A 24341-nucleotide genomic window follows, 5' to 3' on the forward strand; every position below is an offset into this window, starting at 1 on the left:
CTGCGCGGTTTTCCATTTCGGTGAACCTGTGGTGGTGTTTCGGGGTCCGTATCAAGCCAGAATGTAGGCTCGCGGCCGGCCCGCGTCTAGCGCCATCCCCGGGACCGCGGCCGCCCCGGCCCTGCGGCCCGCCCTCGCGGCCGCTCGCACCGCGCCTCACGGGCGCGGCCGCTCACTTCGTCCCGAGCACCTTTACGGCCCGGAACTCCTTCTTCTCGATCACCGCCACGGTGAGCGGCTGGAGCGTCGTGTCGCCGTCGGCGTCGAAGCCCCACTTGCCCAGCACGCCCTTGTCGAATTCCTTCGTGGCGGCGACGGCTTTGCGCACCGCCGCGCGGTCCTTTTTGCCGGCCGTCCGGAGCGCCTCCAGCACCACCGCCGCCGCCTCGTACCCGTACACCGCGACCGCTTCGGGCGCCTTGCCGTACTTCGCCGTGTACCGCTTCACGAACGCGGCGCCCGCCCCTTTCAGGTGCGCCGGCGCGATCCCGCCGACGGTGACGAACACCTTCATTTCGTCCAGCACGTCGGCCCCGACGGCCTCGACGAACGCCGGCTCGTAGCACCCGTCCGGGAACAGGAGCGGGCAGTTCACCTTTTCCGCGTGGAGGGCGCGTGCGAGCCGCGGGCCGCCGCTCTGGCTGGTGCCGCCGAAGTACACAACGTCCGGGTTCGCCGCCCCGATCCGCTTGGCCAGCGCCCGGAAGTCCGCGCCCGGGCCGACGCCCTCGTCGCCCGCCACCTTAACCTTCAGCGCCTCGCACCGCGTCTTGAACCCGCCCGCCACGGACGCCCCGTACAGCTCCTTGTCGTTCAGCACGTACACGCTCTTCGCCTTCAAATCGTTTGCGGCGAAGTCGGCCGACAGCGGCCCCTGGCTGGCGTCGTGCGGGCACACGCGGAAGAAGGTGATTTCCTTCCCCGGCCGGTAGCGCCCCGGCTCGTCCGCGTCCGCCCCGGGGGCGCTCTTGGTCAGCCCGGGCCACGACGCCGACGGCGTGACCTGCACCAGCCCGGCGCGGTTCAGGATCGGGGCCGAGACCCGGGCGGCGCCGGAGTTGTACGGCCCGATGAACGCCACCACGTCCTTGTCCGCGACGGCCTTCTCCGCGTTGGCCGTCTCCTGATCGGTGTCCCACGCCCCCGTTTGAGGCGTGGCGTCGTCCAGGTCCTCGTAACTCACGGCGAACGGCACGACCTTCTCGAAGTCCGCGATCGCCATCTTGATGGCGTTCACGATGCCGTCCGTCTGGCCCTTCGCGCTACCGGTCCGCGGCAGGCTCGACACGAGCTTGACCTTATCCTTCGGCTGGGCCGCGAGGAGCGGGGCGGCGCTCGATGCGGCAGCGGCGGCGAGGAACGCGCGGCGGTTCATGGAGAGTGTCCGTCAAACCGGGACATCGAGCACAAAGGTCACCGGGCCGTCGTTCGCCAGTTCCACCAGCATGTCGGCGCAGAACCGCCCGGTCGCGACCGGCACCCCGAGCATCTTCAGTGCCGTCGCGAACGCCTCGTACAGCGGCTCCGCGACCGCGGGCGGGGCCGCGCCCGTGAAGCTCGGCCGGCGCCCCTTCAGGCAGTCGCCGTACAGCGTGAACTGGCTGACGACCAGCACGCCGCCGCTCACGTCCTGTACGGACAGGTTCATCTTGCCGGCGGCGTCCTCGAACGCACGCAGGTTGGCGACTTTATCGGCCAGCCAGTCGACCGACTTTTGCGTATCGCCGGGTCCGACCCCGAGGAGCACCAGCCACCCGCGGGATATTTCGCCGGTCGGTTCGTCGCCGACGGTCACCCGGGCGTGGCGTACACGTTGCAGGACGGCGCGCATCGCGGCGACCTGTGAGGTTGGTGTGGGAGAGGTGTGCAGTTGAGGTTAGCAACCGGGAGCGTCGGCGCCAGCGCCCCCGGGGCAGATTCCGGACGTTTTCCTGCGGGGATTCAGCCCGCGGCGTCGGCCGCGTCTCGTCGCTTGCGTGCCTCGCGGGCTTCGGACACCGGGTCGAGCTTGTGGCGCTCTTCTTCCCGTCGTATCGATTCGGGGCTCGGGCGCCCGATCATCATCATGCGCCGGGGCGGGGCGAGGTCGTCTTTGCGCCGGACGATCCCCAGATCGACCGCGACACAGTGGCCCTCGTCGGCGTGCTTCCGCGCTTCCGTGATTGTATCGCAGTAGTGAACGGTCTCACCGCATTGCGCGCAATACCGGACGGTCGGCTCACCGGTCGGGGTCATTTCATCCCAGCCCTGATCGCACACGAACCGGAACAGACCGCCGCGGCGGAGACCGGCACGTGCCGGTCCCGGCGCTTTTGCCGGGCACCCTTCGACCTTCAGGCTGCTCACCACCCCGAGCCACTCCGGCGGCAGCGCCGCGGCCAGCGGTTGCAGCTCGGCCTGCTGGTGTTCGTTGGTGCGCCCACTCTGGCGGAACCGGACCGTGAGCCGCAGGAACCGGGCCTTGGCGGCGCTCTCCGGGTCGCCCCGCTCGGTGAGCCAGTCGGCGTACACGAGCCGCGTCGTGTCGTCGGCGGGGGCTTCGAGCAGTTTGCCGAGAAAGCCAGCTTCGTCGCTCATCGAGAGGTCTCCGTTTGAGTGGCGGCGTGGGCGCGCCGGCGGCGTCAGATCAGCCCCGGCGCGCCGAGGGTGAGCATCTTCGAAGCGATGTCCAGGTCGCCCGTTTCGCGCTCCTCCGCCGGGCTGACGGCGATGCAGTTCCCGAACTTCGCCTGTGCCCGGGCCGCCTCCATGGTGTCGCAGTAGCGGACGGACTTCTGGCACCGTTCGCAGTGCCGCACGCGGGCGTCCCCGGTGGGGCGCAGTTCATCCCACCGCTGGTCACAAATGAAGTTGAACCGCACCCCGAGCCGCTGGAACTCGGCTTCGGCGTTCGGGCGCCCCGAGGGCTTGGCCGCGGGGTCGGCGCAGCGCTCGACCGGAACCTTGCTCGCGACCGCGACCCACTCCGGCGGCAGCCCGTGTGCGAGGTCGCGCAGTTCCGTTGGGTGATTCGCTCCCTCGTTCGTTCCAGCGAGTCGCACGCTGGCCCGCAGGAAGTGCGCCTTCGTCTGGCTCTCGGGATCGCCGCGCTCGTCGAGCCAATCCGCGAGCACCAGGCGCGTGGTGTCGTCGGCCGGAGCGTCGAGCAGCGCGCGCAGGAAGCCGGCTTCGTCGTTCATGGGGTCGTCTCCGCATTCAGGCTCGAGAAACACGGACGCCCTTTGGGGGCGCCCCTCGGCGGCGGCTATTCCAGTTCCTCCCAGTTCTCGCGTTCGATGCGGCGGGGCCGCCGGTTCTGCCGACGGGGCGGGGCCGGCCGGGGCGGTTCGCGTGCCTCCTCCGCGCCCGGGTGCGGCGGGTCCGGCCGCGGCCCGTTCCCGTTCCGCGACAGGCGCTTGCGCTCGAGCAGCGCCGGCCGCTCCCAGCACGCGTTCCAGAGCAGCCGGCTCGGCGGGATGTCGCCGGGCTCGCGCACCACCCCGAGTGAGACGACGACCGGGCTCCGGGCGCGCACGTGGGGCTGCGCGTCCGCGAGGGAGCGGACGTAGTGAACCGTTTTCAGACAGGAGCCGCACGTCCGGGCGTTCAGCTCGCTCGGGACCAGCCGGGACCAGGCGCCGGGGCACTCCTGGTCCAGACGCCCCCGGCAGTTCTCGACCGGCGGGCGACTGACGACCGCCAGCCAGTCGGGGTTCAGCCCCGCGGCCAGTTGCCGGAGGTGCGCAGTCAGGGCGGGGTAATCGTCGACCGGTTCGGTGGCGAGGCGCGTTTCGAGGCGGATGAACTCCGCCTTCGCCCGGCACCCCGGGTCGGACTGCTCGTCGAGCCAGTCGGCGTAGGCGAGGCGGGTGGTGTCCTCGGCGGGCGCCAGGCCGATCGCGGCGAGGAAGCCGGCTTCTTCGTCCATCAAGGCTCCGGGTCGTGAGACACGGGACACCCGGACGGACACGCGCCCCGCCGAACCGGTTCGCTCCCGGGCGCGCGCACAACCGACAACGCGGCTCGGCCCGCGTGCATTCGATGTGGTCGATTCGGCGTCACGCGGGGCGGGCGGTCGACTCGGATTTCGCTCCGGGCGTCACGCGTCCCCGTCGGTGCCGTCGAGGTGCAGGTGCGGGCTCACCCCCTGGCCGCCCCGCAGCTCGATCACCCGGTCGGCGCGCCCCTGCGTCAGCAGGGCGGTCAGGTCCACGCCCAGCTCCTTGAGCCGCCCCAGGTGCGCCCGCTGCCGCTCGTCGGCCCGGGCCCGCACCTCCTGCTCCGACTCCGCGTCCCGCCGCCGCTGCTCGCGCTGGGACGCGCGCTCCGCCTCCTTCTGGGTCCGCTCGGCCTCCTGGCGCGTGCGCGTCAGGTCGATCTCGGTGTCCACCTCGATCGCCTGCTCGGTCCGCCGGCGCGCAGTTCATCGCATGCAGCGGCCGTCGAAGCGGCGCAGGCTGGTTAGTTATACAACAATCAATAAATGCATTAATAGTGTTTTGATATGTAAATTCTTTGTTATTTGCGGCGGAGCGTGCAGCGCCGGAAATTACGAAAAAACGTTGACAGACACGGGTGAACGGGACTAACATTCGCCATCGCGTTAATAATGACGAAGTCGCAGGGGATGATTCCAGCAGTGTATATTTATAGATAGGTTGTTACTTTGATATGTTATATTTTTGTATTAACATGAGTTAATTTGATGATTTCGCACGCGAAATGGGCGGTTGTTGCCAAATGGGCACTCTTGACGGGTCTGTTGGCCGGGGGCGGATACGCCGGCGTCGCTGGCGTGTTGCAGGTGGCTGGCAAGCGCACTCCGGCCGGCCTGTCCGTGACAACCCCCGAGTTCGATCTCGGCGAGCACAAAGCGGGGCACGTCGCAAAAGTCAGCGTGCAACTTGTCAACGACTCTCCAGCTCCGGCCCGGGTACTCGGCGTTTACAAGGACTGCACCTGCTTGATGGTTGATGCCCCCTTTCCCGTTGAGATCCCGGCAGGGGGGGCAATCACGATACCAGTGGAGGTGGTCTTCCCGGCCGCCCCCGGGCCGTTCGTCAGTAAGCTGGCGTTTTTCACCGACGAGCAACACATTCGGCAACTGCGGGTCAAACTGGTCGGCGTAACTTCCCGCGGTTGACCGCTCGGAAACACACCCGGGAAGAGGTTATTTGAGAACAACCCTGCTCCAGCCGCGCACTTCCCGGGCGTGTGCAAACATCGTGCGCAGGCGGTGGGGTTGAGGAGGTCTGAGGATGAGCAACACGCTGAACCGGATCGCGGCCAAGGCCCTCTGCACCCTGTCGGTGGCCATGTTAACCTTCGCCGGCATCTTGGCCGCCGGTGGGTTCGTTCGCGCGGACGATCCTGTTCCCGTTCCTGTTGAGGACTACGCGGCCCCTTGCCTCTTAGCCTCTTGCCGGGTCGACCAGAACGGCAACTATCAGGTCGGCAAATCGTGCACTGGTCACATCATCGGCTCATGCACCTGTTACCAAGTCCTTGGCGTGTACGACTGTCAGTAACCTCTGGTAGCCACCGGGCGCACCGCCCGGTGGCTCGGGTCAAACTCGTCTGTTCTGCCGTAACAATCCCGAGTGAATGCTCCCCGATGACCACCCCCCTGCGACTACTCGCGTTTTTATCCGCCTTTTCCATCTGGGCGGGCCACGCCAACCGGTCGGCCGCGGGCGAGAGCGGCGATCTCAAAGGCACTTTGATCGACCGGGCCGAGGGCTGGCGGAACGTTAAGGACGCCAAACCCGCCCATCTGGTGTATGCCGCCGCTAACACCCACAACGGCAAGGTCATCCTCCGCCAGTCCATCACCTACCGCAGGGGGGCCGGTGCCCGGGTGGTCGTGGAGGCCGAGAAGACGATGCCGGCCGCGGGCGCTCGGGCCGCCTACGGAGTGAACCCCGACTACACCTTCATCGTCGGCCGGGGCGGGGGTGGCAAGCCCTGGTCGCTTCAAGGGTTGGGGAAGACTGCCGACGGGGAGATGCAACGCATGCTGGCGAACCGCTACCTGCTCGCTATCGAGCCCTGGCAGGTATTCCTGCACGCCGGGTTGCCCGATGCCATCGCCGCCGACAGCACCGACATTGTCTCCGTTGTCGACGACGACCCGTCCCAGGGCCTGACCAAAGTCACTCTGACGACCCCGGCGGCCGAGGCCAGTGCTGTGCACAACTGAGTTCAGGGATCCTCGTTGGGCTTGTGGGCTTGTCGACGCCGTTGGACGGAGGTGTGTGCCCCCTTCTGTTTCGCGGCGTGCGGGTGGGCACGGGGCGCCTTGTTGCGTGTCTTGTCCCAGCCCGGCTTCCACATCGTGCCCAATAACTGATCCAACAACGTTCCCACACTCTCTGCCGTCTGATCCGTCGGGATCAGGGACACGATCATCGACACCTCGACCAACTCCTTGAGCGCGGCCAACTGACGATGCCAGTCCGTGCAGAACTGCGCCGTCGAGAGGTCGTCGATGGTCACCTTCCGCTTCGCAACCACATAGCCCTGGAGGACCTGCACCACGTTCGCGAGGACGAAACACATCGACGCCTGAAACACGGTCGCCTCCGGTGTCGAACCGATGAACCGACCCAGGGCGAAGATCGCCGTCACCTTTTGGAACGTGCCTTCGATGGTCCACCGGATGCGGTACAGGTCCAACAGATCGGTCGCCGGGTATGGGGCCGAATCGAGCAGGTCCGTGAGGATTGTAATCGCTTCGCCCACCGGGCGCGCGACGGTGATCCGCCGGACGTACCGGCGGAGCTTGTCCTTGGGCTTCCCGGCCCACCCCCATTCTTCGACCACGGCTCGTTGGGATGGGTCCGCGGTCGTGACCGCGGGGCGCTTCGGGTCGGGTTCGAACGACAGGGTCCGCGCGTACCGCACCACGAAATGACCATTGTCCTTGGTGAACTCGGCGAAGTGCTTCGACGCACAGAACAACCGATCCCCGACCACCAGTTTCGCCGGACCGCCTCGGGCGTGCACTCGGGGCATCAAATCGGGGATCAGTTTGGCCTCGTTGGTTTCGCCATCGAGATCGGCCGCCATGTCGAGCACCAACCCGTCACGGGGCCGGTACGCCACGAGCAGTTTTCCGCCCAAGAGCTTGCCCGGTGTGCCCCGCGTGTCGACGAGTCGCTTGGCCACCTTCTTGAGACTCTTGCCGTCGAGGATCAGAACCTCCAGGCGGTCGAAGGAGGTCGGAAGGCGGTGCGCGACGACCTCGGGGAACAGGGCGGTGAACCGGTCGGTGACGTCCCGCAGGAACGCTTCGCTCAGGCCCCGGGGGATGCGCCGGAGCTTGCCGTAGAACGCTTCGTGGCACCCGTCGTCGGGTTGCCGGTGGCGTCGCAGGTGGGCCTGCCGCCCCGAGCCCTGGTGTTCGATGAGCGCATCGAAGATCCAGGTGACCAGTTGGGCGAAGGTCACGACGTCCTCATAGCCGCGTCCCCGATGTCGCTCGTAGAGGTCCGCGAGGACCGGGTCGGGAACGCCATAGGCGAAGAGTGCGAGCGACGCGTGGGCCAGTGGCAGGCCCTCCAGGACCTGGCGCGCGAAGTCCGTGGGCGCGTGCGGTTGGGAGCGTGGGACGCGCTGATGAGGTGGCAGAATCACGGTGACCTCCATGTCCCGGGTCGCGGACCCCGCACCACCCCGCGTCCCACGACCACTCGGTTAACCCCAATTTCGTCGCAGTGAAAACCCTAAATCAGCAATCCGCAATCAGTTATACAAATCCAAGATGTGCATAGCACTGGGCCGAGGCTGCTGGGCCGGGGGTACGAGACACATGTAGCGTGGTGTTCGACCGAAATAACCGCTGGGTGATCCGGGAGATCACCCAGCGGCCCGACCTCGGTCCGGGCAAGCCCCGGTTGAAGTACGTGTCCACTTTTGAGTACACCCGGCCCGCCGAGTATGACACCCCGGTCGTTTCGACGTTCAGGTCGGAGGCTCGAAACGACGACGGCAAGTTCTTCGATGTGCTCACGTACGATCTCGTGGAGGTCCGGCCGGCGGACACCGCCGGTGAGGAGACGTTCCGCCTGGGCCATTACGGCCTCCCGGAGCCAAGCCCCCCGCCCCCGTCCCCGTCCCCGTCCCCGTCCCCGAGTTCCGGTAGGTGGCGACTCGGGACATGGGCGTATTTCCTGGCAGGCGGCCTGGGGATTGGGGCGGTCGGCCTCTTTTTCTTGAGGCGGAAATGAGTGCTTGCTGAGGGCAGGCGTTCAAGAACGGTCATTGTTCTGGGGCCAAGTCGCGGTTCACCGCCAGGCCGTCGCTCTTCGAACCGAACGACCCACGGAGGTTTAGCGTGCGAACGAAGGTGTGTCTGGCGTTGCTCGTACTTGCTGCTGGCGTCCTCGCCGGGGCATTCTTCTTACGCGCCGGCCCGGTGGACACCGCCGGGGCGACGGGTCCGACGGGTCCGACGCCCCCCCCGCCCCCCGTCCTCGACGTTCCGGCGGCCGTCGAACTTGGCCGCTGGCCCGGCGCCGAGCCGCGGCAAGTTCGACTCCAGATTGGGAACACCTCGGGTCAGCCGGTCCACGTCGTCGGGGTGTTGGAGACCTGCACCCCGGACGGGTGCGTAAAAACGGCCACCGAGCTGCCGGCCGTCGTGCCCCCGGGGGGGCACCTGGAACTGGTACTATTGTGTACGCGGTGGGAGCCCGGACCCTACTCGTGCAATTTCGAGATCTACACCGACATCCCAGGCTGTTTGGTGACGACCGTGCGCTTGACTGGAACCGTCGAGTGACCCCCGTGGCGCAGCCGTAAGACCGTAGCACCGCAGGAGCCCTCTGATGGTCCGGCCACCGAGACGACGACCGCACTTCCTTCGTTCCGCCGGCTTCACCCTCATCGAACTGCTGGTGGTGATCGCCATCATTGCCGTCCTACTGGGGCTGCTGGTCCCGGCGGTTATGAAGGTCCGGGAAGCAGCAGCCCGGACGCGATGCACCAACAACCTCCGACAACTGGGTCTGGCCCTCCACAACCACGCCGGCGCGCGGGGAGCCTTCCCCCAGGGATTGACTCCGGCCGGATCTCCAGACCGAATGCCCAACCTGACTTGGCTGGCCCGCCTCCTGCCGTATCTGGAACTCGACCCGTTGTGGCGGGAGGCCGGGCAAGCGTACGAGGCCGACCCGTCCCCGTTCGGGTCCCCGCCCCACCCCCCGATGTCGAAGCCGGTTGCCGTGTTCGCCTGCCCGTCGGACGACCGGGCCGGCCGGGCGCAGGTCACCCGAAACGACCTCCTCGTGGGGCTGACCAGCTACGTCGGAGTTTCGGGGCGGGACTTACGGGAGTTCGACGGCGTCCTGTTTCTTGGGTCGAAAGTTCGGCCGACAGACGTGATCGACGGCACCTCGAACACCCTCGTCGCCGGGGAGCGGCCGCCCAGTTTTGACTTCTGGTTCGGGTGGTGGTACGCGGGCTACGGGCAACTGGGGACCGGCTCCCTGGACTCCGTGTTGGGCGTCGCCGAGGTGAACGTGAAGGACCGCGGGACCTGGTACTGTCCGACCGGCCCGCACGCCTTCGGTCCGGCCGTGCCCGCGGACCCGTGTGCCATGTTCCACTACTGGAGCACCCACCCGGGGGGGGGCGAACTTCCTGCTCGCGGACGGGTCGGTCCGGTTCCTAACACTACAGCGATACTTTGACCTAACTGTAGACTTTGCCGGCCGTTTTGGTTTTGGCATTCTCGGTATTTTGCGTGTGCGTGGCTGAACGACGCGTCGCTGTTTGGACGCGGTGGCGGCCTTGTTGCGGCGCTGGTGGTACGCGAGGACCTCCAGCACCCAGACCCGTGTCGTCGTTTCCCGGGCCCGCTCGAGCCACTCGCGGCTCAGTAGGGCCAGGACCCGGCACACCTGCTCCGCGGTCACCTGGGGATTTTCCCCCCCGCAGTTGTTGGGTGTGTTCGGCCACGAACTCGAGCATGGCCACGCACAGGCACAGGTGCCGCCGCAGGGCCACATAGTTGCGGCCCTCGAAGTGGGTGAACCCGAGCTCCGATTTACAGATCCGGAACACGTGCTCCACGGCCGCCCGGCGGAACCCGACCCGCACCAGCGCCTCGGCCGTGCATTCGGCTGGGGCGTTGGACACCAGGAACTTCTCCTCGCCCGTGTGGTCGCTACACGCCCACACCAACCAGTACGTGCCGGCCGACCAACCGTCCGCCCCCGAGGCCCACACCCGGGCCCGCTTGACGCGCCACACCTGGTCCTCGGCGGTGGCCCGGGACAGCCGCAGGATCTGCCACTCCTGGGACCGGAATGCGCCCGCCTGGCGGACCACGTCCCGGGCCTCTTGGCCCTTCACCCCGGGGGTCGGTTGGGCCCCGGATCGAGCCGCCACCCGGCACGAGAACGTGGACGGCACGTCACCCACGAACGGTTGCCGGCGTTCGCCCAGGCCCCGCAGGAACTCGGGACTCTTACCGTACTCGCTGTCGAACGTGAGCCAGTCCAGGTGCACCCCATTGGTCCGGGCCCGGTCCACCTGTTCCAGGGCCATGCGCCACTTGGGCCGGTGGGCCACGTCGTCGGGAAGACCCGCGGCCTGGCACCGGGGGCGGTCCGCGGACCAGTCGGCCGGCAGGTACAGGTCGGCGTCCAGGAGGGTCCGGTACGAGCCCCGGGCGACGCCCAGGTGCACGGTCACGATGCCGTTGTCCACCTTGCCCACGCACCCCAAGTACTGGCGGGCCACCCCGGGCGTCCGGTCCCCCTTCTTGAGGGCACTGGTCTCGTCGATGAGCCCGACCGTGCCGGTCTCATCGCCCGGTTGCGTGGACAACGTGCGGGCGATCCGCTTGTGCAGGTCGTCGCCCAGGGCCACGTGGTCCCACCGGTGGTCCCGGAGGAACTCCTGGAGGGTCCGCACCGGGGTGCCCGCGGCCAGGGCCACCGGTTCGGCCGTCTTCCGCGGCAGGTCCGACAGCAACCCGCGGGAGTACGTGCGCAGGTGCTCGAACGTCGGGGCCGATCGGAAGTGGGCTCGGAAACCCTCCAGGAACGTCGCCAGCGCCGGTCCCAGCGCCTCCAGTTGAACTTCCGTCATCGCATCCCTCCACGGTGGGGCAGAGGATGTTTTAGTCCAAATAACCACAGCACTTACGGATTTTAGCGCTGTAGTGCTAACGTACAACAGCCGCCCCATTATGAACGCCCTTTCGACCCGAGCCGGCGGGGAAACCGTCGTACTGGAATGACTACGATGTTGGACCGCGGCGGGACGACAGAGCGGGCCTACCGGTGCGTCGCGGTGGTCCTTGGGGCCGTCCTGGTTACAGCGGCCGTCTTGAAGCTCGTGTCGGCCTGGCAAGGGCACGCCGGGTTCGGGCCGTATGGCGGACGGGCCGTTTGGGCAGGGGCCGTGACGGCCGAACTCTGCGTCGGGACCTGGCTGGCCGCGGGAGCGGCCCCCGCCACGGCCCGGGGAGCGGCGGCCGCCATGTTCACCGTCTTCTTTGTTGTCGCCTCGGCGAAGGCGGCCGCCGGGGAGGCGACGTGCGCCTGCTTTGGGGCCGCCCGGATCGCACCGGCGGCCATGGCCGCGTTCGACGGGTTGGCCCTGGTCGCACTGGCCGCACTGAAACCCCGGCCCCGGCCCGCGAGTCCCCGGTTCCTCGCAGCCGCGGCGGTATTCTCGCTCTCGGCCGCGGCCCTGACGACCGGCGTCGGACTGACGAGCCCCTCCACGATCGGGGGACCGCATCCCCCTGCGGAGCTCCACCTCGGGGTGGTTAAGGCTGGCGGAACCGCAAAAGGCTTGCTGAGAGTGCCGGTCGTACAGAACCAGTCCGGGCGACTCGCGCCGCCGAGCGTAAGTTGCACCTGTTTGGCGGTCACCCAACAGGTGCAAGAGGGAGGAGAAGAGCAAACGGTTTTGCTTTCGATTTGCTTGGATTTATGCAGCAAGCCAGAGTTTCGAGGAAGTCTCCGGATCGAAGTCGAAGGATCATGGGCCGACGGAAAACAAGCATATAATTGTTTTGTCCTCTGCGAAGTCCAGTAAACATCCGCCGCCATCCCTTTTTGCGTTCGTACCTCGTCCTCAACCGGCTAGCTCGGATCATTCGTGAATGCGTGGCGGTAGCGACCCTGAGGTTATGTCTCCATTGGAACTGGGCGACATACTGGGACAGGAACCACTTACTCACGCGGCGGAACAGGCGCAAGAAGTTACGGAGCCCGGTCCCGGCGCCTTCCGTGGTGTTGGTGCGCGTCTCACGAGCCCCGTCCCCGTCGTCATCCCGGACCCACCCGCGGTTGGCCGGCGCGCAACGAGCCGGCTCATGGGTCCGATCGGCCTGGGGCAACCCGCCGTACCCCTTCCGCCCGTCCATGTTCGCCGTCGCGTTCGTAACCGTGGCCCCGTCACGAGCCCGTCCAGCGTCGCTTGGCTCGCGTGCCTGACGACCCGCGGCCGCGCATGTCCCGAGTCCCGATCGCCCCGGCCACGGCAGGCGGTCGTTGTCGAACGTTCCGTGCCCGCACCGCTTATTGGCCCGGCGCCGCGGCGCACATCGCCGCGGTTGGCCCGGGCCGCCAACCGGAAACGACCGCCCCCGGTATCACGCCGCCGTCACGCGTCCGCGTCGGTACCGTCGAGGTGCAGGTGCGGGCTCACCCCCTGGCCGCCCCGCAGCTCGATCACCCGGTCGGCGCGCCCCTGCGTCAGCAGGGCGGTCAGGTCCACGCCCAGCTCCTTGAGCCGCCCCAGGTGCGCCCGCTGCCGCTCGTCGGTCCGGCACGCACCTCCTGCTCCGCCTCCTGGCGCTTGCGCGTCGGGTCGATCTCGGTGCCCACCTCGATCGCCGGCTCGGTGCGCAGGCTCGACCGATTCCGTTTCCGTCCGGCCGTACAGCCGGTCGATGGCGTCCCGGATCTCGTCCCGCGGGTACTGCGCGAACGCGATGTACTTGTTCAGGAGGAACGACAGCTTGTCCCGGAGCAGGACGTCCGACGGGTAGGCGGTGGCGACGTGAACGGTGCGGCCGTCGAGTCGCACGGCCAGTACGGTGTGCGCGCGTGCGACCGATTCGGGGATCAGTTGGACGACTGCGAGCGGCGGGGAGCGGGCGGGCACGCCGGCCGGCGCCCCGTGGCCTCTTGTTCCGCGATGTGCTGTGCGCCCCGGCGCCGGATCAGCGTGGGGATCATCTGATAGCCAGGATATTAGCCACAAAAAGGCACAACGGGCGCAAAAGGGAGCCGAAGGCAGAGGACTGATTCAATTGACTATCTGTCTCCGGTTCCCTTTTGTGCCCGTTGTGCCTTTTTGTGGCCGTAGTTTCGTCTTTCTCTGCGATCACGGCATACGGTGCCGGGCTCGGCACGACGCGGCTCCGCGGAGCCCGCGCCGCCGACCCGTATACCACCGCGGCCAGTTCGGCCTACTCGCCACAGCGCTCTTTTACCTCGACTAACTGGAACGGCCGCCGGCGCTCGGCTGCCAAGGCGCAATAAGCGCTGAGAACCCACCAGCTCGTCTGGGCCGCACAGGCAGTCGCACAGGTCCGCCGCCCCCCTGCCCTCGCAACGCCCTTTCCAACGCCGCGAGCGCCGCGGGGCGCGGCGTACCGCCAGTCGAGCAGTTCGGCGTACCGAAGGGCCAGCCTGTTGAACAGTTCCGCCCGGCGGGTCGAGCCGGGCCGGAGGGCGTCGTATCGGGACCGCCACCGGCTCGACAGGAACGGGCGCAGGAGGCCGGCGTGGTCCGGTTCTGGCGCGACGCGTTCACCCACCTTGTTCCCTCCGCCGAACGACACGCTCACCGGCCCGGCCGCGACACGAACGCGTGAGGGCAAGGAGGAACAGACCACGTGCAGGGAGGGTCCGGTGCGGCACCGGGTTCGGCGTGCCTCTACTCCTCGGTGACCTCAACGGTCGGGTACTCGGCCCCGACGTGGGCGCCCGGGCAGCGGCTCAGCACGACCTCTCGGGACCACAGGCACTCGAGGCTGTACACGGGGTGGATGGAGTTCTGAAACAGGTTGTCCCCGATCCCGTCCGACCACTGCCCCATCGTGTACTCGACCAGCGCCCGCAACTCGGCCGGCGCGAGCGGCCGCGGCGACCGGTACTCGGTCGTGGCGGTCAGTAACGGCTCGCCGGCGCGGTGCCCGAAGGTGATGACCCCGCCGGGCTCGAGCACCGCGGCCAGTTCCAGCTCCTCCGGCGTCGGGTGGAGGCCGCCCGGCCCGAGGTAGTCGGTGAACGTCTCGTCGTCGGCGACGAGGCCGTCGAGCGTGCTCAGGATGTCGGGGTCGGTCACCACCTGACACGGGTCCTCGTGCGGCCCCGGGGAGCAGACGCAAGCGTACCCACGGATCGCGATTCGAATCACGTCACGCCCTCCGCTCGCCGAACAACCCGCTCACCCGCCACCATCGGCTGAGCGGTGCGCCCCGAATCAGCGGCGGCGCCGGGGGCCACGCCGGGTTCGGCTCGGCCTTACACGCGGCCGACGCCTCGCACCCGACGGCCCGCACGGTCAGTCCCTCCGGCACCACGCGGCGGTGACCGCGCAACCGATCCAGAAGGCCCAAAAGAATGCACAGAACAGCACCGCGGCTCCGATGCCTACGAGCCAGCCGCCACGGCCCGAAAGCGGTGCGACGCACGCCTCCCCGAGCACGAACGGGAACGACAGCCCCATCACGCGGGTGGCCCACCACCGCGCACGGCGGTAAGCCGCGACCGCCGCTCCGGCCCGCGTCCCGCGCCGCACGGGTGCCGAGCGCCCCTCCCCGGCGCGCGCGGCTTCCGGCGGCGGAGGCACAGGAACAAACATCGCGCCCTCTGCTTGCCGAACAACAACCTCACCTGCACTGCCATCACCCATGAGCGATGCGTCACCAATCAGCCGGCGTTGCCGGGTTCGGCCCGGCTTCCCCCGGCCTCGGCCCACCACGCGGCGAGTTGTGGGGGCGGTTCCTCCCACCCCATCCAACTGCCCCAGTACTCGACCACCCATCGCCCGATCGCAGACCGCTGGTCTTGGGTGAAGGATTGGGGGGCGAACTCACCGCCGGTCAGCGCCGCCTCCAATGAGTCGACCTGCATGCCATTGGACCCGAATGCCGACAGCATGAACGCCGGCAGGTAGTACCGCTGGGCGGCCGGGGTGAGCAGCGGGAACGCGTGGTGACATTCCCTGGGAAAACCGGCGGCCACCTCCGGCCACGGCTGCCCCCCGAGCAACACGTCGGCCGCGTCGCACTCCGGGCACCGGTGCTCAGTGATCGGACGCGGAGGGAGCGGTGCGTCCGGGAACGCCTCTCGCAACTGCCGCAACAGGGACCGCACGCCGGTAGCCTCCGCTCGCCGAAGATTCAGCCCACCGGCACCGCCGGGGTCGGTCTCGGCGACCTACGGCCCGGTCAGCAGTTTCACCAGCGCCATCAGCGCGACCACGAGCGTGACACCGACGATCACGACCCACATGTACGCCCGCTGCGCCCGGACGGCCCCCTTCTGGAGGGCGACGGACTTCTTCTGGAGGTCGAACGACTCGTCCAACACCCGCCGCCGGTAGGCCAACTCCTCCCGCTGCGCGTCACGGATCTCGGTCAGCAGACGGAGGATCTGTTGCTCGGCTTCGCTCACGCGGGTCGCCCTCTCCCACAGGACATCAAGCTCACGGCACCGCCATCACCGGATGAGCGGTGCGTCACCAATCCGCCGGCGCCGCCCCGGGCGCGGCGCTATTCCTTGGCCCTGATCAGTACGCGCTCTTCGGTCTCGACCACCAATGTTATCTTGTCACCCGGTTGGCAACGATGGCCGAGTTGGTATTCGTGCCATCCGCCGTCGCCGAACCGCACCTTGAGTGTTTCCAGAACGAGCGGCTCGGGATACCTCTCGCTCCAAACCTCCAGCGGTTCCCCTTCGATGGTGGCCTTCCGCGTCCAGTTTGTGGCATACGAGCGGCGTTTGTCCGGACGATCCACCGACTTACACTTCATCCCGAATTCTTGGATCGGCACCCCGGTTCGGTTGTGAACCCATACCGTGGTCTCGGCGCTGTTGTTCCTCAGTTGCTGCTCCCTCATCAGCGCGTCGAGCGCGGTCATATCACGATCAGTTTGGAAGGCACAGCCCGCCGTCCAAACGAGCGCGCCGCCGCAGAGCATCACGCGAGCGAATCGCATCACCGAGTTTGCAACCATACGTGCTTCCTTGCTGGCGCCGAACTTACCACTCACCGACCCCGCCATCAACTGCACCGCGGCGCCGAATCAGCCGGCGGTGCCCGGTGCCGTGCCGGGTTCGGGGCGCTCGCGGCCCCCGGCCCAGGCCCGCACGTCCGCCAGGAACGGCTCGAACCCCGGCCAGTACACCTCCGACTCCCGCACCTCGAACCGCCGCCACCCGACCGCGAACCGCACCGCCCGGTCGCTGAACGTGTCGGCGTCGTCCTCCCGGCGGAGGTCCACCACGGACCACCACTCGACCGCCGCCCACCGGAGGACGAACCCGCCCACAAGCCGGGGCCGCCTGGAGACGCCGTCGGGGCCGACCTCCACCCGTGTCCGCAGGTGGGCGACGCCGAGCAGGGCCACCGCCACCGCAAACGGGGGGAAGCAACACACGCCGACCGCGTCGCCCGGGTGCCCGCGGAGGCCGGCGCCCAAGCCGACGATCAGCACAACGGCGGCGATACTCACGACCAGCCACCCCTGGTCGCGCCGCGGACGATAAACCCGTGGCCAGTCCACTGCGCCTCCACCGAAGAACAACCTTGACCGGCACCGCCATCACCTGCACCGCGGCGCGCCCCGAATCCGCCCGCGGTGTCAGGGCCGCACCTGGGCCGGCATCTACCGGTTTTCGGGCCGCTCCCAGCGAGCTTTGACGACCAGTGCCCAACGGGCCTTCTTCACCGCCTCTTCCAGCGGCTCTCCGTCCATTCGCCCGTCCGTGCGGACCACGAACGCCCACACCGGTACCACCTCGCCTTCCGCCAACTCCCGTGGCTCGGCCAGGTCCACCGCGCGGCTCATTTGCCCCATGTCCGACACTTCCGGGACGGCAGCCGTGTAGGAGTGCGAGGCCCCCTGACCGGACGGCGTAGCCACCGCCGTCACCAGCCGGTACACTCGGCCCCCTTTGGAGTCGTGTGCCTCCCGAATGGAGAACGACACCTCACTCGGCCCGCGCACCCGCGACTTCGACGAGCCCAGAGTACGCGGCTTTCCCATCTCCCAGAGTTCGGGCTCGAAGCCGAAAAAGAGGTCCTCGTCGGGGGCGTCGAGACGGAGGCAGCCGGTCGCCGTCAGGTCAAGGTGAGGGGAGAGGCGGCCGAGCTCTCCGGTCAGCAGCTTGGCCGGCGCGACGCGGACGACTCGGGCGGGCGCCCCTGAATCGGTTGGCGCGGTCGGCGACCGGCGGCACCCGCCGACCACCGCCAGGACGATGGCGCAGAAGAGTCCCACACACCAGCGTTTCATACCGGACCCCTTCTGTGGCCGAACAACACCTTCACCGGCTTTACGGCACGCCGCGGCTGGCGCGACTCAGTTGAGCCCCTTACATACTCGGATCTGCTGATGCACCTGCTCGACGAACTCATCAAAGTCTCCAACTCCGCGCCGTGCCCGAGCAATGAGCAGCGCCGGTACACCCGCATCGGTCACGAGCTGAGCGAATTCGGTTTTGCGGACGGTTGCCAATGCCACCGACGCACAGACCAGGCCGACCCCACCGACGAGAACGGCACCGAGCCCCAGGGGGTCGAGCTTGAGCCCTTCCACAAGCACCGGCCAGCCGCACCCCGCTAGCGTCGCGCCCATGAGTCCCGACCAAAATGTACTGCTCCTCAGCCGCAACCAATCCACTCGCGGTTGCAGTCCGGCCAGCGGCAGCATGGCCTCGATCTCGCCCCGAAGGAAGATCGTGCTGGTGACACGGATCGCATCAAGTAACAGCACGAACCGGTGCCGGCCCTCAAACGTGACCGCTTCGTACACTGCAATCGCATCCACGCAACCCTCGCCTCCCCCGCGTACCGAACAACAACCTCACCGGCACCGCCGCCACCGGATGAGCGGTGCGTCCCGAGTCAGCCGGCGGTGCCCGGTGCCGCACCGGGTTCGGCGTCACCCGACGTGGCTACTTCCGTTGGCCCGATACCTTGGCTCCGGCCTTCTCCAGCGATTCCACGATCTCCTGGCTGGAGTGCTTGCGCGCGTAGTCCAGGATGTTCGGGTAAAACTTCCCACCGGTCACGTCCGTTTTGGCCCCCCGAGCGAGCAAAAGCTTGACGATCTCTTTGTCCCCGGCCCAGACCGCGTTTGTCAAAGCGGTGGCCTCCCCGCCGGCGTTGGGCATGAACGTCCCCTCGTTCACGTCGGCCCCGGCGTCCAGAAGGAGTTGAACGATCTCCTTGTCCTTCCGGCCGGCGGCCAGCCCCAGCGGGGTGATACTTCCCCACAGGTTCGATCCCTCGGACGGCCGCCGCGCCAGCTTCGGATCGTCCTTGAGCATCTTCTTGACCGCGTCCCGCTTCTTGAGCATGATCGCCGACCGCAAGTCGAGCGCGACGCCGGAGGCCAGGACGGCCTCGGCGACATCCGCGTGTTCGTCCTCGGCCGCCCGTTGAAGAGGCGTGTTCCCCCAAGCGTCCTTCCGGTTCAGATCCGCCCCGGCCTTGATCAGAAGTTTGGCGACAGCCGCGTTACTGACGACGTGCATCGGGGTGTACCGGTTGTAGGAGACGGAGTTCACGTCGGCCTTCTGATCGATCAGCCACTTGGCCGTTTCCACGCGGCCGTACCGGGCCGCGTAATGCAGAGCGGTGCAGTCGGATTCGTCCGCGTCGTGGACGAGTGACGGGTTCTGCTTCACCAGCTTCAGGATCGCGTCGTCTTTTCCATCGGCGAACGTCGTGTGCAGCGCTTTGAGGACGGCAGGATCGGTACGTTTGGGCTCCTCGGCGCGGGAAGCACCGCCCGCGCCCACGAGACACAAACACCCGATCAGGAGCAACGACGCCGTTCGCATGACCTTCCTCCTTGCTCTACCACACGCAGCACGTCGAACAAACTGATCACCGGCACCGCCCACCACCGGATGAGCGATGCGCACCGAATCAGCCGGCGGTGTCCGGTGGCGTGCCGGGTTCGGCGCCTTGCTCCACGGCACGGACGGCCTGTGGGTCGAGGTAGACCGCGACCGGCCACATGCAGTCCGACCGCTCGGTGCCGACCACGCGGCCGCACGCACAGATGCGATTGGGGCCGTGGGCACCGCTCGGCCCGCAGCACCCGATCCAACGCCCCCGCTCCGGGTGGTTGCCCACCCCGACCAGCGCACCCGGTCGGACCGCGAAACAGCCCGTGAAGTCCACCGGCTGGCCGTCGAAGTTGCTCGGCAGGTGCCCGGCCGCGACCGGCCAGTAATGCTTCTCCGGTACGAGCGGGGCCAATTCCTTCTCGCAAAGGGCCGCCGCGTCGTCCAACCGCCGCAGCGGCGCGGTCAGCGCGGTTCCGCATCCTCGGCATGCGAACACCGCGACCGCCGGCGGAGGGGGTGGGACGTGCCACGACTCCTGATGTCGCTGGACCCGCTTCACGCCGTGCAGCCCTCAAGGTTGCCGAACAAACCGCTCACCTGCACCGCCATCACCGGATGAGCGGTGCGTCACAATACAGCCGGCGGCGTCAGGTGCCGCGCCGGGTTCGGCAGGTCAGGGCGGACCGGGCCGGCGACTCCCCACGACGGCCAACTTCAACGCTCGCGTTGCTTCCTTTCGCACGCCGGCGTCAGGACTCCGAACCGCCCGGGTGAGCGGTCCGACCACGTCATCACGGACGAACGGCTCCCGCTCCACGATCCGACCCAGCAGTTGGGCGACCAACGGCTGGACAGAGGCGTCCCCCGACTTTAGCCCCTTGACCAAACCCGGGACGGCGTCGGACCCGAGATAGTCGAGCGTCTGGAACGCATCGGAACGGATCGGCTCGTCCGCCCCGAGTGCCGTGATGAGTGTCGGTACCAAGTTCGGCTGCCGATCCACAAGCCCCTCCGGGCGGAGGGACAGCTCCGCGTACAGTTCGCCCCCGCGGAAGTCGGAGGCGAGCCGGAACCGGGCCGGCTTCTTGGGGTCGCATCGCACCTCGGCCGACCCGCGCAGCAATTCCTTCTCGCCACGGGCGTCCGTGACCGAGTACGACACCGACACCCGCAAGCCGCCGCCCACAGCCCGGACCGCGTCGTATGAGACGTCCCACTTGTAGTCCTCATCACCGACCCGGAACGGCAGCCCGTTGTGGTAGGTCTGACGGCCGAGCCGGCCCCATGCCTTGTCCTCCCGGAGCAATTTGGCCATAGCCCCCCCGGTCGCCGTTCTGCGGTTGGTGGAACAGCCGCAGGTGGCCTCCGGCAGACGTCGGGTATCGATCCGGAGGGATCGCCTGATCGCCCGGTAGAAGGCAGACCAGACCGACGGCCATGAAAGAGAACATTCCCGGACTCCTTTCCACTTCTGCGGCTGAACAATGAGCTCACCTGCACCGCCACCATCGGATGAGCGATGCGTCCCAGATCAGATGGCGGTGTCAGGTGTAGCGCCGGGTTCGACGTGCCTGGGCTGCACCCGAACGCCGACTTCCTGCCCGACCCGGCCGGCCACCCAAACGAACGGGGCCACGATACCGACCACCAGAAGGGCCGCGCCCCAAGTCTTCGAGTCCGAAGGATATTGGACCAACTGGACGGCGGGGAACAGGAACAGCAGGGCCGGCACCCAGGCAACCGGCCACACCCGGTACAGGCTTGACCGCCACCCGTCCCACGCACCGACCGCTCCGTTTACGGCACCCAGCGCGACCAAGGTCGCGATGTACGGAACGGATTCCGACTCGGTGAGCGCGGACCACTCCGCACGGCCGTCCCATACACAGGCGGCGATGAATACGACCGGGGCCAAGGCACCGGCGATCAGGCCGATGACGGCCCCCGCGACGATCCCCCCAGCACGCCGCCCCATCGGTGCGCCCTCCGCCCCCGAACATTAAGGTCACCGGTCCGGCCGCGGCACCAGTCGCGCAGACGGACACCCGGCAAGCAGCGGGAAACCGATCACGTGGCCGGGTCCGGTGCCACGCGGGTTCGGCCTCTTGCGGGGCGAGGTGCCGAGCCGACGTGGGCGAGTCACTTCGCCGGTTGCGTGAGCCGGAACTGATCGATAGTGACCTCGAACTGGGCTTGGTAGGAGTTCTCGGCTACCACCCCGACGCGAACCGTCTCTTCCCAGCCGACCCGGTGGTCCGACTTGATCTCGTGCCACGTCTTGCCGTCACGGCTCCAAAAAGATGCGACCGCCTTTCCGGCTCGGGTGAGCCGCACGTAGCCGGCATCTCCCGGCCCGTCCTTGTCAACCGCGCTGGCACCGTAACTGCGATTGGTGGTGTAATGGTTGAAGTGAAAGTTCTCTTGTTGCGGGTTGGGGATCGGCCGGGGGAACGTGAACTCTGTCCGCACCACCTGCACCACCTCACCCCCGGCCATGGCGAGCAGACCAGCCCTCGACTCCGCCCTCTGACTATCGCCCGGGGGCGTGACCACGCGGATCGGGAACGCGACCCGGACGGTGGCGGTAAAGTCTCCCTTGACCTCATTCCAGGTGTAGGGAGCGTTCATCCGGCTCGCGTCCTCGACCACATGACGGGTCGCCGGGATCGTGATCTGGAGCGCGTCCCGCTTGAGTTCAAAAGTACAGTCCTTGTCCGGATCGACGGGTGTGCCGTAGAGCCGACGCAACCGTGTGTCGCCGTCCTCTTTCGGAACCGGCGCGGCCGCGGACACAAACGTCACCAGGAACGCAAGGGCCGACGTGCTGGCGAGTGGACCCCATCGCTTCATACACATCTCCGTGTTCTGCACCCCGAGTCGAGAGCGTTCCGAGATTCGAAGCCAATTCAAGCTTCTCATCCGCCTCGTGCCCGAGGCTCACCGCTTGCGTGGTGCCGCCGAACATCAGCTCACTGGCCGCGGGGAGCCGCGATCCGATCGGGAAAGTAGACATTTTGCCGTGGTCCGGTGCGGCGCCGGGTTCGGCTCGCCTTTGCTCAGAACCCCTTCTTGAGCTTACCATACACTGCCTGTTCCTTCTCGGGCCACCTCCAGTACACGACCGCCGCCCATCGGTTCGGATTGGCCGGGTCGGACCAGCGGTTCCACTCCCGGTCCGCACGGAAGATGTTCTTGCCCCCGTTCCACCACCGCAGTTCGAATTCCTCGACCTCCGGCCCCCACGCGCGTCGCTCCGTCGGAGGCCCGAGTAATCGCTCGACCTCTTCCCGGCTTGCTCCCGCCTGAATCTGGCCGAATCGCTCTGCAACTAGACCGAAGTCGAGGGGCGTCGGTGGTGGGGCAACAGCCCGCGCGCGCTCGGCCGCCTGCGCCCGCTCGATGTTGGTGACCGCATGCCGCGTCCAAAGGATCAGGACCATGATCCCGGCCAGCCAAGTCAGGTCGATGAGGACTTGGGTCTGGCGCGGGGTGAGTTGCCGCTCGTTGCCCGGTTGCGGTTCGGGCGCGTGCGACGGGGGTGGTGGATAGCTCGGCAATGATGCGTAGTCCATCGCCCCTCCTCGGCTTCTGTGACCGAACATTAAGCTCGCCGGCACCGCCATCACCGGATGAGCGGTGCGCCCCTGATCACCCGGCGGTGTCAGGTGCCGCGCCGGGTTCGGACTCTGCGGCTCGCACCGGCAGCGATGCCAGCCACTCGCGGAACAACTCCGGATTGTCCCGTACGCAGTCCGGGCAGAACACCACGCTGACGTACTTCAGGTAGCGGCCGACCACCGGGTCGCCCCGGTAGATGGTGGCACGGCACGACTCGCAGTGCGTGTGCCCGCCCTCGTCCGGCGACGACCGCCAGCCGTGCATCGGCTCCAGTGGCAACGGGAAGTGCTGCGGGTATTTCCGCAACCGCTCAAGCACCTCGGCTGGTACCTTCATCGGTCGAGAGCCCTCTGTGTGCCGAACGATGAGCTCACCTGCACCGCCATCACCGGATGAATGGTGCGTTCCAGACCCGATGGCGGTGTCAGGCGCCGCGCCGGGTTCGGCCGCGCCACCTTGGGCGAACACCATCGCCTTTTCAACATCGACCAGCGCCTCGATGGCGTCTGCGTACTTCGGGTCGATCTCGATTGCCTTTCGGAAGCACTCGGCCGCCTCGCTCAATCGGCCTTGTCCGCGAAGGACAAGACCGAGGTTGTGATACGCTTCGTCCCGCAGCCAAGATTCCGCCCACTGGGTCGCGGCCCGGTGCGTCGCCTCGGCTTCGTTCAGCTTCCCCTGACGAGCTTGGCACGCACCGAGGAACATGTAGCTCGCGAGTTCATCCGGCTCGATCTCGATCGCCTTCCGGAACCACGGTTCCGCTCGCGCGGGGTGCCCCCAGTACTGGTACATGCGTCCGAGCTGGTTGTAGATCGCCCAACGTCCATCCTCCTCGATCTTGCCGAGTGCGTTCTCGTATACGCCGATGGCCTCCTCGTACCGCGTCATCTTGTACAACATCTCAGCGTAATTGAGAATGATGCCAAGATCATCCGGGTGGGACTGGAGCCAAAGCGGGGCCAACAGAACGGTCGTCGCGGCGTGGTCATTGCGGAATGCTTCCTCGACCATTTCGCGGGTCACTTCCACCGTGCTGCCCTCTGTGGCCGAACAGAAAGCTCACCTGCACCGCCATCACCGGATGAGCGATGCGTTCCGAATCAGCTTGCGGCGTCCGGTGCCGCGCCGGGTTCGGCGCCTGAACTCAGCCGGCTACTTGCCTTGTCGCCGGAGTACCGTCAGCACGAGCGAGGAATTGGCGGGCGAATCGAATGACGTCGGGCGTTGCGCACCGGTGTTGTCGTAGCAGACGGTGAGTCGGTCGCCCTCCAATTTGTAAATCCCCGGCCGGCGCTTCTTCCCGAACGGCATCGCCGCGTCGTCGTCCATTTGCTTCGGGCTGGCAGTCGGATCGACCCAGATGGTGGACTTGATCGGGGACAGCCGTTGACCGTCGGCGCGGTGCACTTCCCGCGTCATGGTGTCCTCGCGGATGACGATGGTGCTCCTACCCATCTCCGCAGCCGGGATCTCCTTACCCTCAACAATCTGCCGCTCGTACACCCACGTCCCCGCGAGCGCGGCCAGTTCGTCAGCCTTTGCCCGCGGGTCCACGTTCGCCCCGACGCCGGGGCCGCTTGGCGACCGACTGCACCCGTTGAGCAAAACGATCGTGGCGAATACCACCGACAGCAGTGCGATTCGTCGCTGCATGCCTGCTCCACTTGCCGAACGTGTTGCTCA

General features: G+C 67.5%; 33 protein-coding genes and 1 pseudogene. 7 read left to right on the forward strand and 27 right to left on the reverse strand.

Going from position 1 to position 24341, the window contains the following annotated elements; genetic code table 11:
• Positions 1-172: 172 nt before the first annotated feature.
• The 6 genes from GobsT_RS32440 to GobsT_RS38420 all read right to left on the reverse strand — a co-directional run bounded on the left by GobsT_RS32440 (position 173) and on the right by GobsT_RS38420 (position 4369).
• Positions 173-1375, reverse strand: a complete 1203-nt coding sequence (locus tag GobsT_RS32440; RefSeq protein ID WP_010037165.1) for a branched-chain amino acid ABC transporter substrate-binding protein — start codon at positions 1373-1375, stop codon at positions 173-175.
• A 12-nt stretch (positions 1376-1387) separates the two neighbouring features.
• Entirely contained in the window at positions 1388-1831 is a 444-nt protein-coding gene (gene dtd / locus GobsT_RS32445) for a D-aminoacyl-tRNA deacylase (protein ID WP_010037159.1), read from the reverse strand.
• A 110-nt stretch (positions 1832-1941) separates the two neighbouring features.
• Entirely contained in the window at positions 1942-2577 is a 636-nt protein-coding gene (locus GobsT_RS32450) for a TIGR02996 domain-containing protein (RefSeq protein ID WP_010037156.1), read from the reverse strand.
• A gap of 44 nt (positions 2578-2621) precedes the next feature.
• The gene (locus tag GobsT_RS32455) at positions 2622-3179 is read right to left on the reverse strand and encodes a TIGR02996 domain-containing protein (RefSeq protein ID WP_010037154.1); all 558 of its coding nucleotides are present in this window, start codon (positions 3177-3179) and stop codon (positions 2622-2624) included.
• Positions 3180-3244: 65 nt separating this feature from the next.
• Complete coding sequence (locus GobsT_RS32460) at positions 3245-3907, reverse strand: TIGR02996 domain-containing protein (RefSeq protein ID WP_010037152.1); 663 nt, start codon at positions 3905-3907, stop codon at positions 3245-3247.
• 171 nt (positions 3908-4078) lie between these two features.
• Entirely contained in the window at positions 4079-4369 is a 291-nt protein-coding gene (locus GobsT_RS38420; RefSeq protein ID WP_010037150.1) for a hypothetical protein, read from the reverse strand.
• 315 nt (positions 4370-4684) lie between these two features.
• On the opposite strand from GobsT_RS38420, the gene GobsT_RS32470 reads away from it, so the two are divergent.
• The 3 genes from GobsT_RS32470 (at position 4685) to GobsT_RS32480 (ending at position 6178) form a co-directional block, all read left to right on the forward strand.
• Positions 4685-5122, forward strand: a complete 438-nt coding sequence (locus GobsT_RS32470) for a DUF1573 domain-containing protein (protein ID WP_010037148.1) — start codon at positions 4685-4687, stop codon at positions 5120-5122.
• Positions 5123-5237: 115 nt separating this feature from the next.
• Positions 5238-5507 (forward strand): hypothetical protein, encoded by a 270-nt coding sequence (locus GobsT_RS32475; RefSeq protein WP_010037141.1) that lies wholly within the window; start codon positions 5238-5240, stop codon positions 5505-5507.
• A gap of 86 nt (positions 5508-5593) precedes the next feature.
• The gene (locus tag GobsT_RS32480) at positions 5594-6178 is read left to right on the forward strand and encodes a hypothetical protein (RefSeq protein WP_010037140.1); all 585 of its coding nucleotides are present in this window, start codon (positions 5594-5596) and stop codon (positions 6176-6178) included.
• A gap of 2 nt (positions 6179-6180) precedes the next feature.
• Here the strand turns inward: GobsT_RS32480 and GobsT_RS32485 are convergent, their stop codons facing one another.
• Positions 6181-7614: a transposase gene (locus tag GobsT_RS32485; protein WP_162097345.1), complete on the reverse strand. Its 1434-nt coding sequence runs from the start codon at positions 7612-7614 to the stop codon at positions 6181-6183.
• Between the two features lie 182 nt (positions 7615-7796).
• Between GobsT_RS32485 and GobsT_RS32490 the strand changes: the two genes are divergently transcribed.
• From GobsT_RS32490 to GobsT_RS41315, 4 genes and pseudogenes are all read left to right on the forward strand, one after another.
• Entirely contained in the window at positions 7797-8207 is a 411-nt protein-coding gene (locus GobsT_RS32490) for a hypothetical protein (RefSeq protein WP_010037138.1), read from the forward strand.
• 107 nt (positions 8208-8314) lie between these two features.
• Positions 8315-8761: a hypothetical protein gene (locus GobsT_RS32495; protein ID WP_010037136.1), complete on the forward strand. Its 447-nt coding sequence runs from the start codon at positions 8315-8317 to the stop codon at positions 8759-8761.
• A gap of 46 nt (positions 8762-8807) precedes the next feature.
• Positions 8808-9341 (forward strand): annotated as a pseudogene (locus GobsT_RS41310) (type II secretion system protein); the annotation flags it as partial.
• Between the two features lie 232 nt (positions 9342-9573).
• On the forward strand, positions 9574-9738 hold the full coding sequence (locus tag GobsT_RS41315) for an H-X9-DG-CTERM domain-containing protein (protein WP_417936394.1): 165 nt from the start codon (positions 9574-9576) through the stop codon (positions 9736-9738).
• Here the strand turns inward: GobsT_RS41315 and GobsT_RS32505 are convergent.
• The 20 genes from GobsT_RS32505 to GobsT_RS32600 all read right to left on the reverse strand — a co-directional run bounded on the left by GobsT_RS32505 (position 9673) and on the right by GobsT_RS32600 (position 24311).
• Positions 9673-11076, reverse strand: a complete 1404-nt coding sequence (locus tag GobsT_RS32505) for an IS701 family transposase (RefSeq protein ID WP_010037133.1) — start codon at positions 11074-11076, stop codon at positions 9673-9675. The two genes, GobsT_RS41315 and GobsT_RS32505, sit on opposite strands and share 66 nt — an antisense overlap.
• A gap of 188 nt (positions 11077-11264) precedes the next feature.
• Positions 11265-11567 (reverse strand): hypothetical protein, encoded by a 303-nt coding sequence (locus tag GobsT_RS32510; protein WP_148087957.1) that lies wholly within the window; start codon positions 11565-11567, stop codon positions 11265-11267.
• A 1036-nt stretch (positions 11568-12603) separates the two neighbouring features.
• A complete protein-coding gene (locus GobsT_RS32515; protein WP_010037130.1) occupies positions 12604-13107 on the reverse strand; it encodes a GspE/PulE/PilB domain-containing protein in 504 nt (167 codons plus the stop codon).
• 307 nt (positions 13108-13414) lie between these two features.
• Complete coding sequence (locus GobsT_RS32520; protein ID WP_148087958.1) at positions 13415-13765, reverse strand: hypothetical protein; 351 nt, start codon at positions 13763-13765, stop codon at positions 13415-13417.
• A 119-nt stretch (positions 13766-13884) separates the two neighbouring features.
• Positions 13885-14367 (reverse strand): hypothetical protein, encoded by a 483-nt coding sequence (locus GobsT_RS32525; RefSeq protein WP_033198019.1) that lies wholly within the window; start codon positions 14365-14367, stop codon positions 13885-13887.
• Positions 14368-14514: 147 nt separating this feature from the next.
• Positions 14515-14814 carry a hypothetical protein gene (locus GobsT_RS32530; protein WP_010037126.1) on the reverse strand — a complete coding sequence of 100 codons (300 nt, stop codon included), beginning with the start codon at positions 14812-14814 and terminating at the stop codon, positions 14515-14517.
• A 68-nt stretch (positions 14815-14882) separates the two neighbouring features.
• Entirely contained in the window at positions 14883-15329 is a 447-nt protein-coding gene (locus GobsT_RS32535; RefSeq protein WP_010037123.1) for a hypothetical protein, read from the reverse strand.
• Positions 15330-15392: 63 nt separating this feature from the next.
• Entirely contained in the window at positions 15393-15629 is a 237-nt protein-coding gene (locus GobsT_RS32540) for a hypothetical protein (protein ID WP_010037120.1), read from the reverse strand.
• Between the two features lie 98 nt (positions 15630-15727).
• Positions 15728-16228: a hypothetical protein gene (locus GobsT_RS32545; protein WP_148087959.1), complete on the reverse strand. Its 501-nt coding sequence runs from the start codon at positions 16226-16228 to the stop codon at positions 15728-15730.
• A gap of 33 nt (positions 16229-16261) precedes the next feature.
• Complete coding sequence (locus tag GobsT_RS32550) at positions 16262-16741, reverse strand: hypothetical protein (RefSeq protein ID WP_010037115.1); 480 nt, start codon at positions 16739-16741, stop codon at positions 16262-16264.
• 102 nt (positions 16742-16843) lie between these two features.
• The gene (locus GobsT_RS32555; RefSeq protein ID WP_010037114.1) at positions 16844-17473 is read right to left on the reverse strand and encodes a hypothetical protein; all 630 of its coding nucleotides are present in this window, start codon (positions 17471-17473) and stop codon (positions 16844-16846) included.
• Between the two features lie 66 nt (positions 17474-17539).
• Positions 17540-18007, reverse strand: a complete 468-nt coding sequence (locus GobsT_RS32560) for a hypothetical protein (RefSeq protein ID WP_010037112.1) — start codon at positions 18005-18007, stop codon at positions 17540-17542.
• Positions 18008-18134: 127 nt separating this feature from the next.
• Positions 18135-19025, reverse strand: coding sequence for an ankyrin repeat domain-containing protein (locus GobsT_RS32565; RefSeq protein WP_010037110.1), 891 nt, complete (start codon positions 19023-19025; stop codon positions 18135-18137).
• A gap of 88 nt (positions 19026-19113) precedes the next feature.
• On the reverse strand, positions 19114-19596 hold the full coding sequence (locus tag GobsT_RS32570; RefSeq protein ID WP_197905161.1) for a hypothetical protein: 483 nt from the start codon (positions 19594-19596) through the stop codon (positions 19114-19116).
• A 114-nt stretch (positions 19597-19710) separates the two neighbouring features.
• Positions 19711-20352, reverse strand: a complete 642-nt coding sequence (locus tag GobsT_RS32575; RefSeq protein WP_010037108.1) for a HEAT repeat domain-containing protein — start codon at positions 20350-20352, stop codon at positions 19711-19713.
• 216 nt (positions 20353-20568) lie between these two features.
• Entirely contained in the window at positions 20569-21012 is a 444-nt protein-coding gene (locus GobsT_RS32580) for a hypothetical protein (protein WP_010037107.1), read from the reverse strand.
• Positions 21013-21176: 164 nt separating this feature from the next.
• Entirely contained in the window at positions 21177-21887 is a 711-nt protein-coding gene (locus tag GobsT_RS32585) for a DUF1349 domain-containing protein (RefSeq protein WP_010037106.1), read from the reverse strand.
• Positions 21888-22093: 206 nt separating this feature from the next.
• On the reverse strand, positions 22094-22609 hold the full coding sequence (locus GobsT_RS32590) for a hypothetical protein (RefSeq protein WP_010037104.1): 516 nt from the start codon (positions 22607-22609) through the stop codon (positions 22094-22096).
• Positions 22610-22685: 76 nt separating this feature from the next.
• A complete protein-coding gene (locus tag GobsT_RS32595) occupies positions 22686-23687 on the reverse strand; it encodes a tetratricopeptide repeat protein (protein WP_148087960.1) in 1002 nt (333 codons plus the stop codon).
• 123 nt (positions 23688-23810) lie between these two features.
• The gene (locus tag GobsT_RS32600) at positions 23811-24311 is read right to left on the reverse strand and encodes a TIGR03067 domain-containing protein (RefSeq protein WP_010037101.1); all 501 of its coding nucleotides are present in this window, start codon (positions 24309-24311) and stop codon (positions 23811-23813) included.
• Between the last annotated feature and the right edge of the window lie 30 nt (positions 24312-24341).

The sequence above is a fragment of the Gemmata obscuriglobus genome, assembly GCF_008065095.1.
Taxonomy (GTDB): Bacteria; Planctomycetota; Planctomycetia; order Gemmatales; family Gemmataceae; genus Gemmata; species Gemmata obscuriglobus.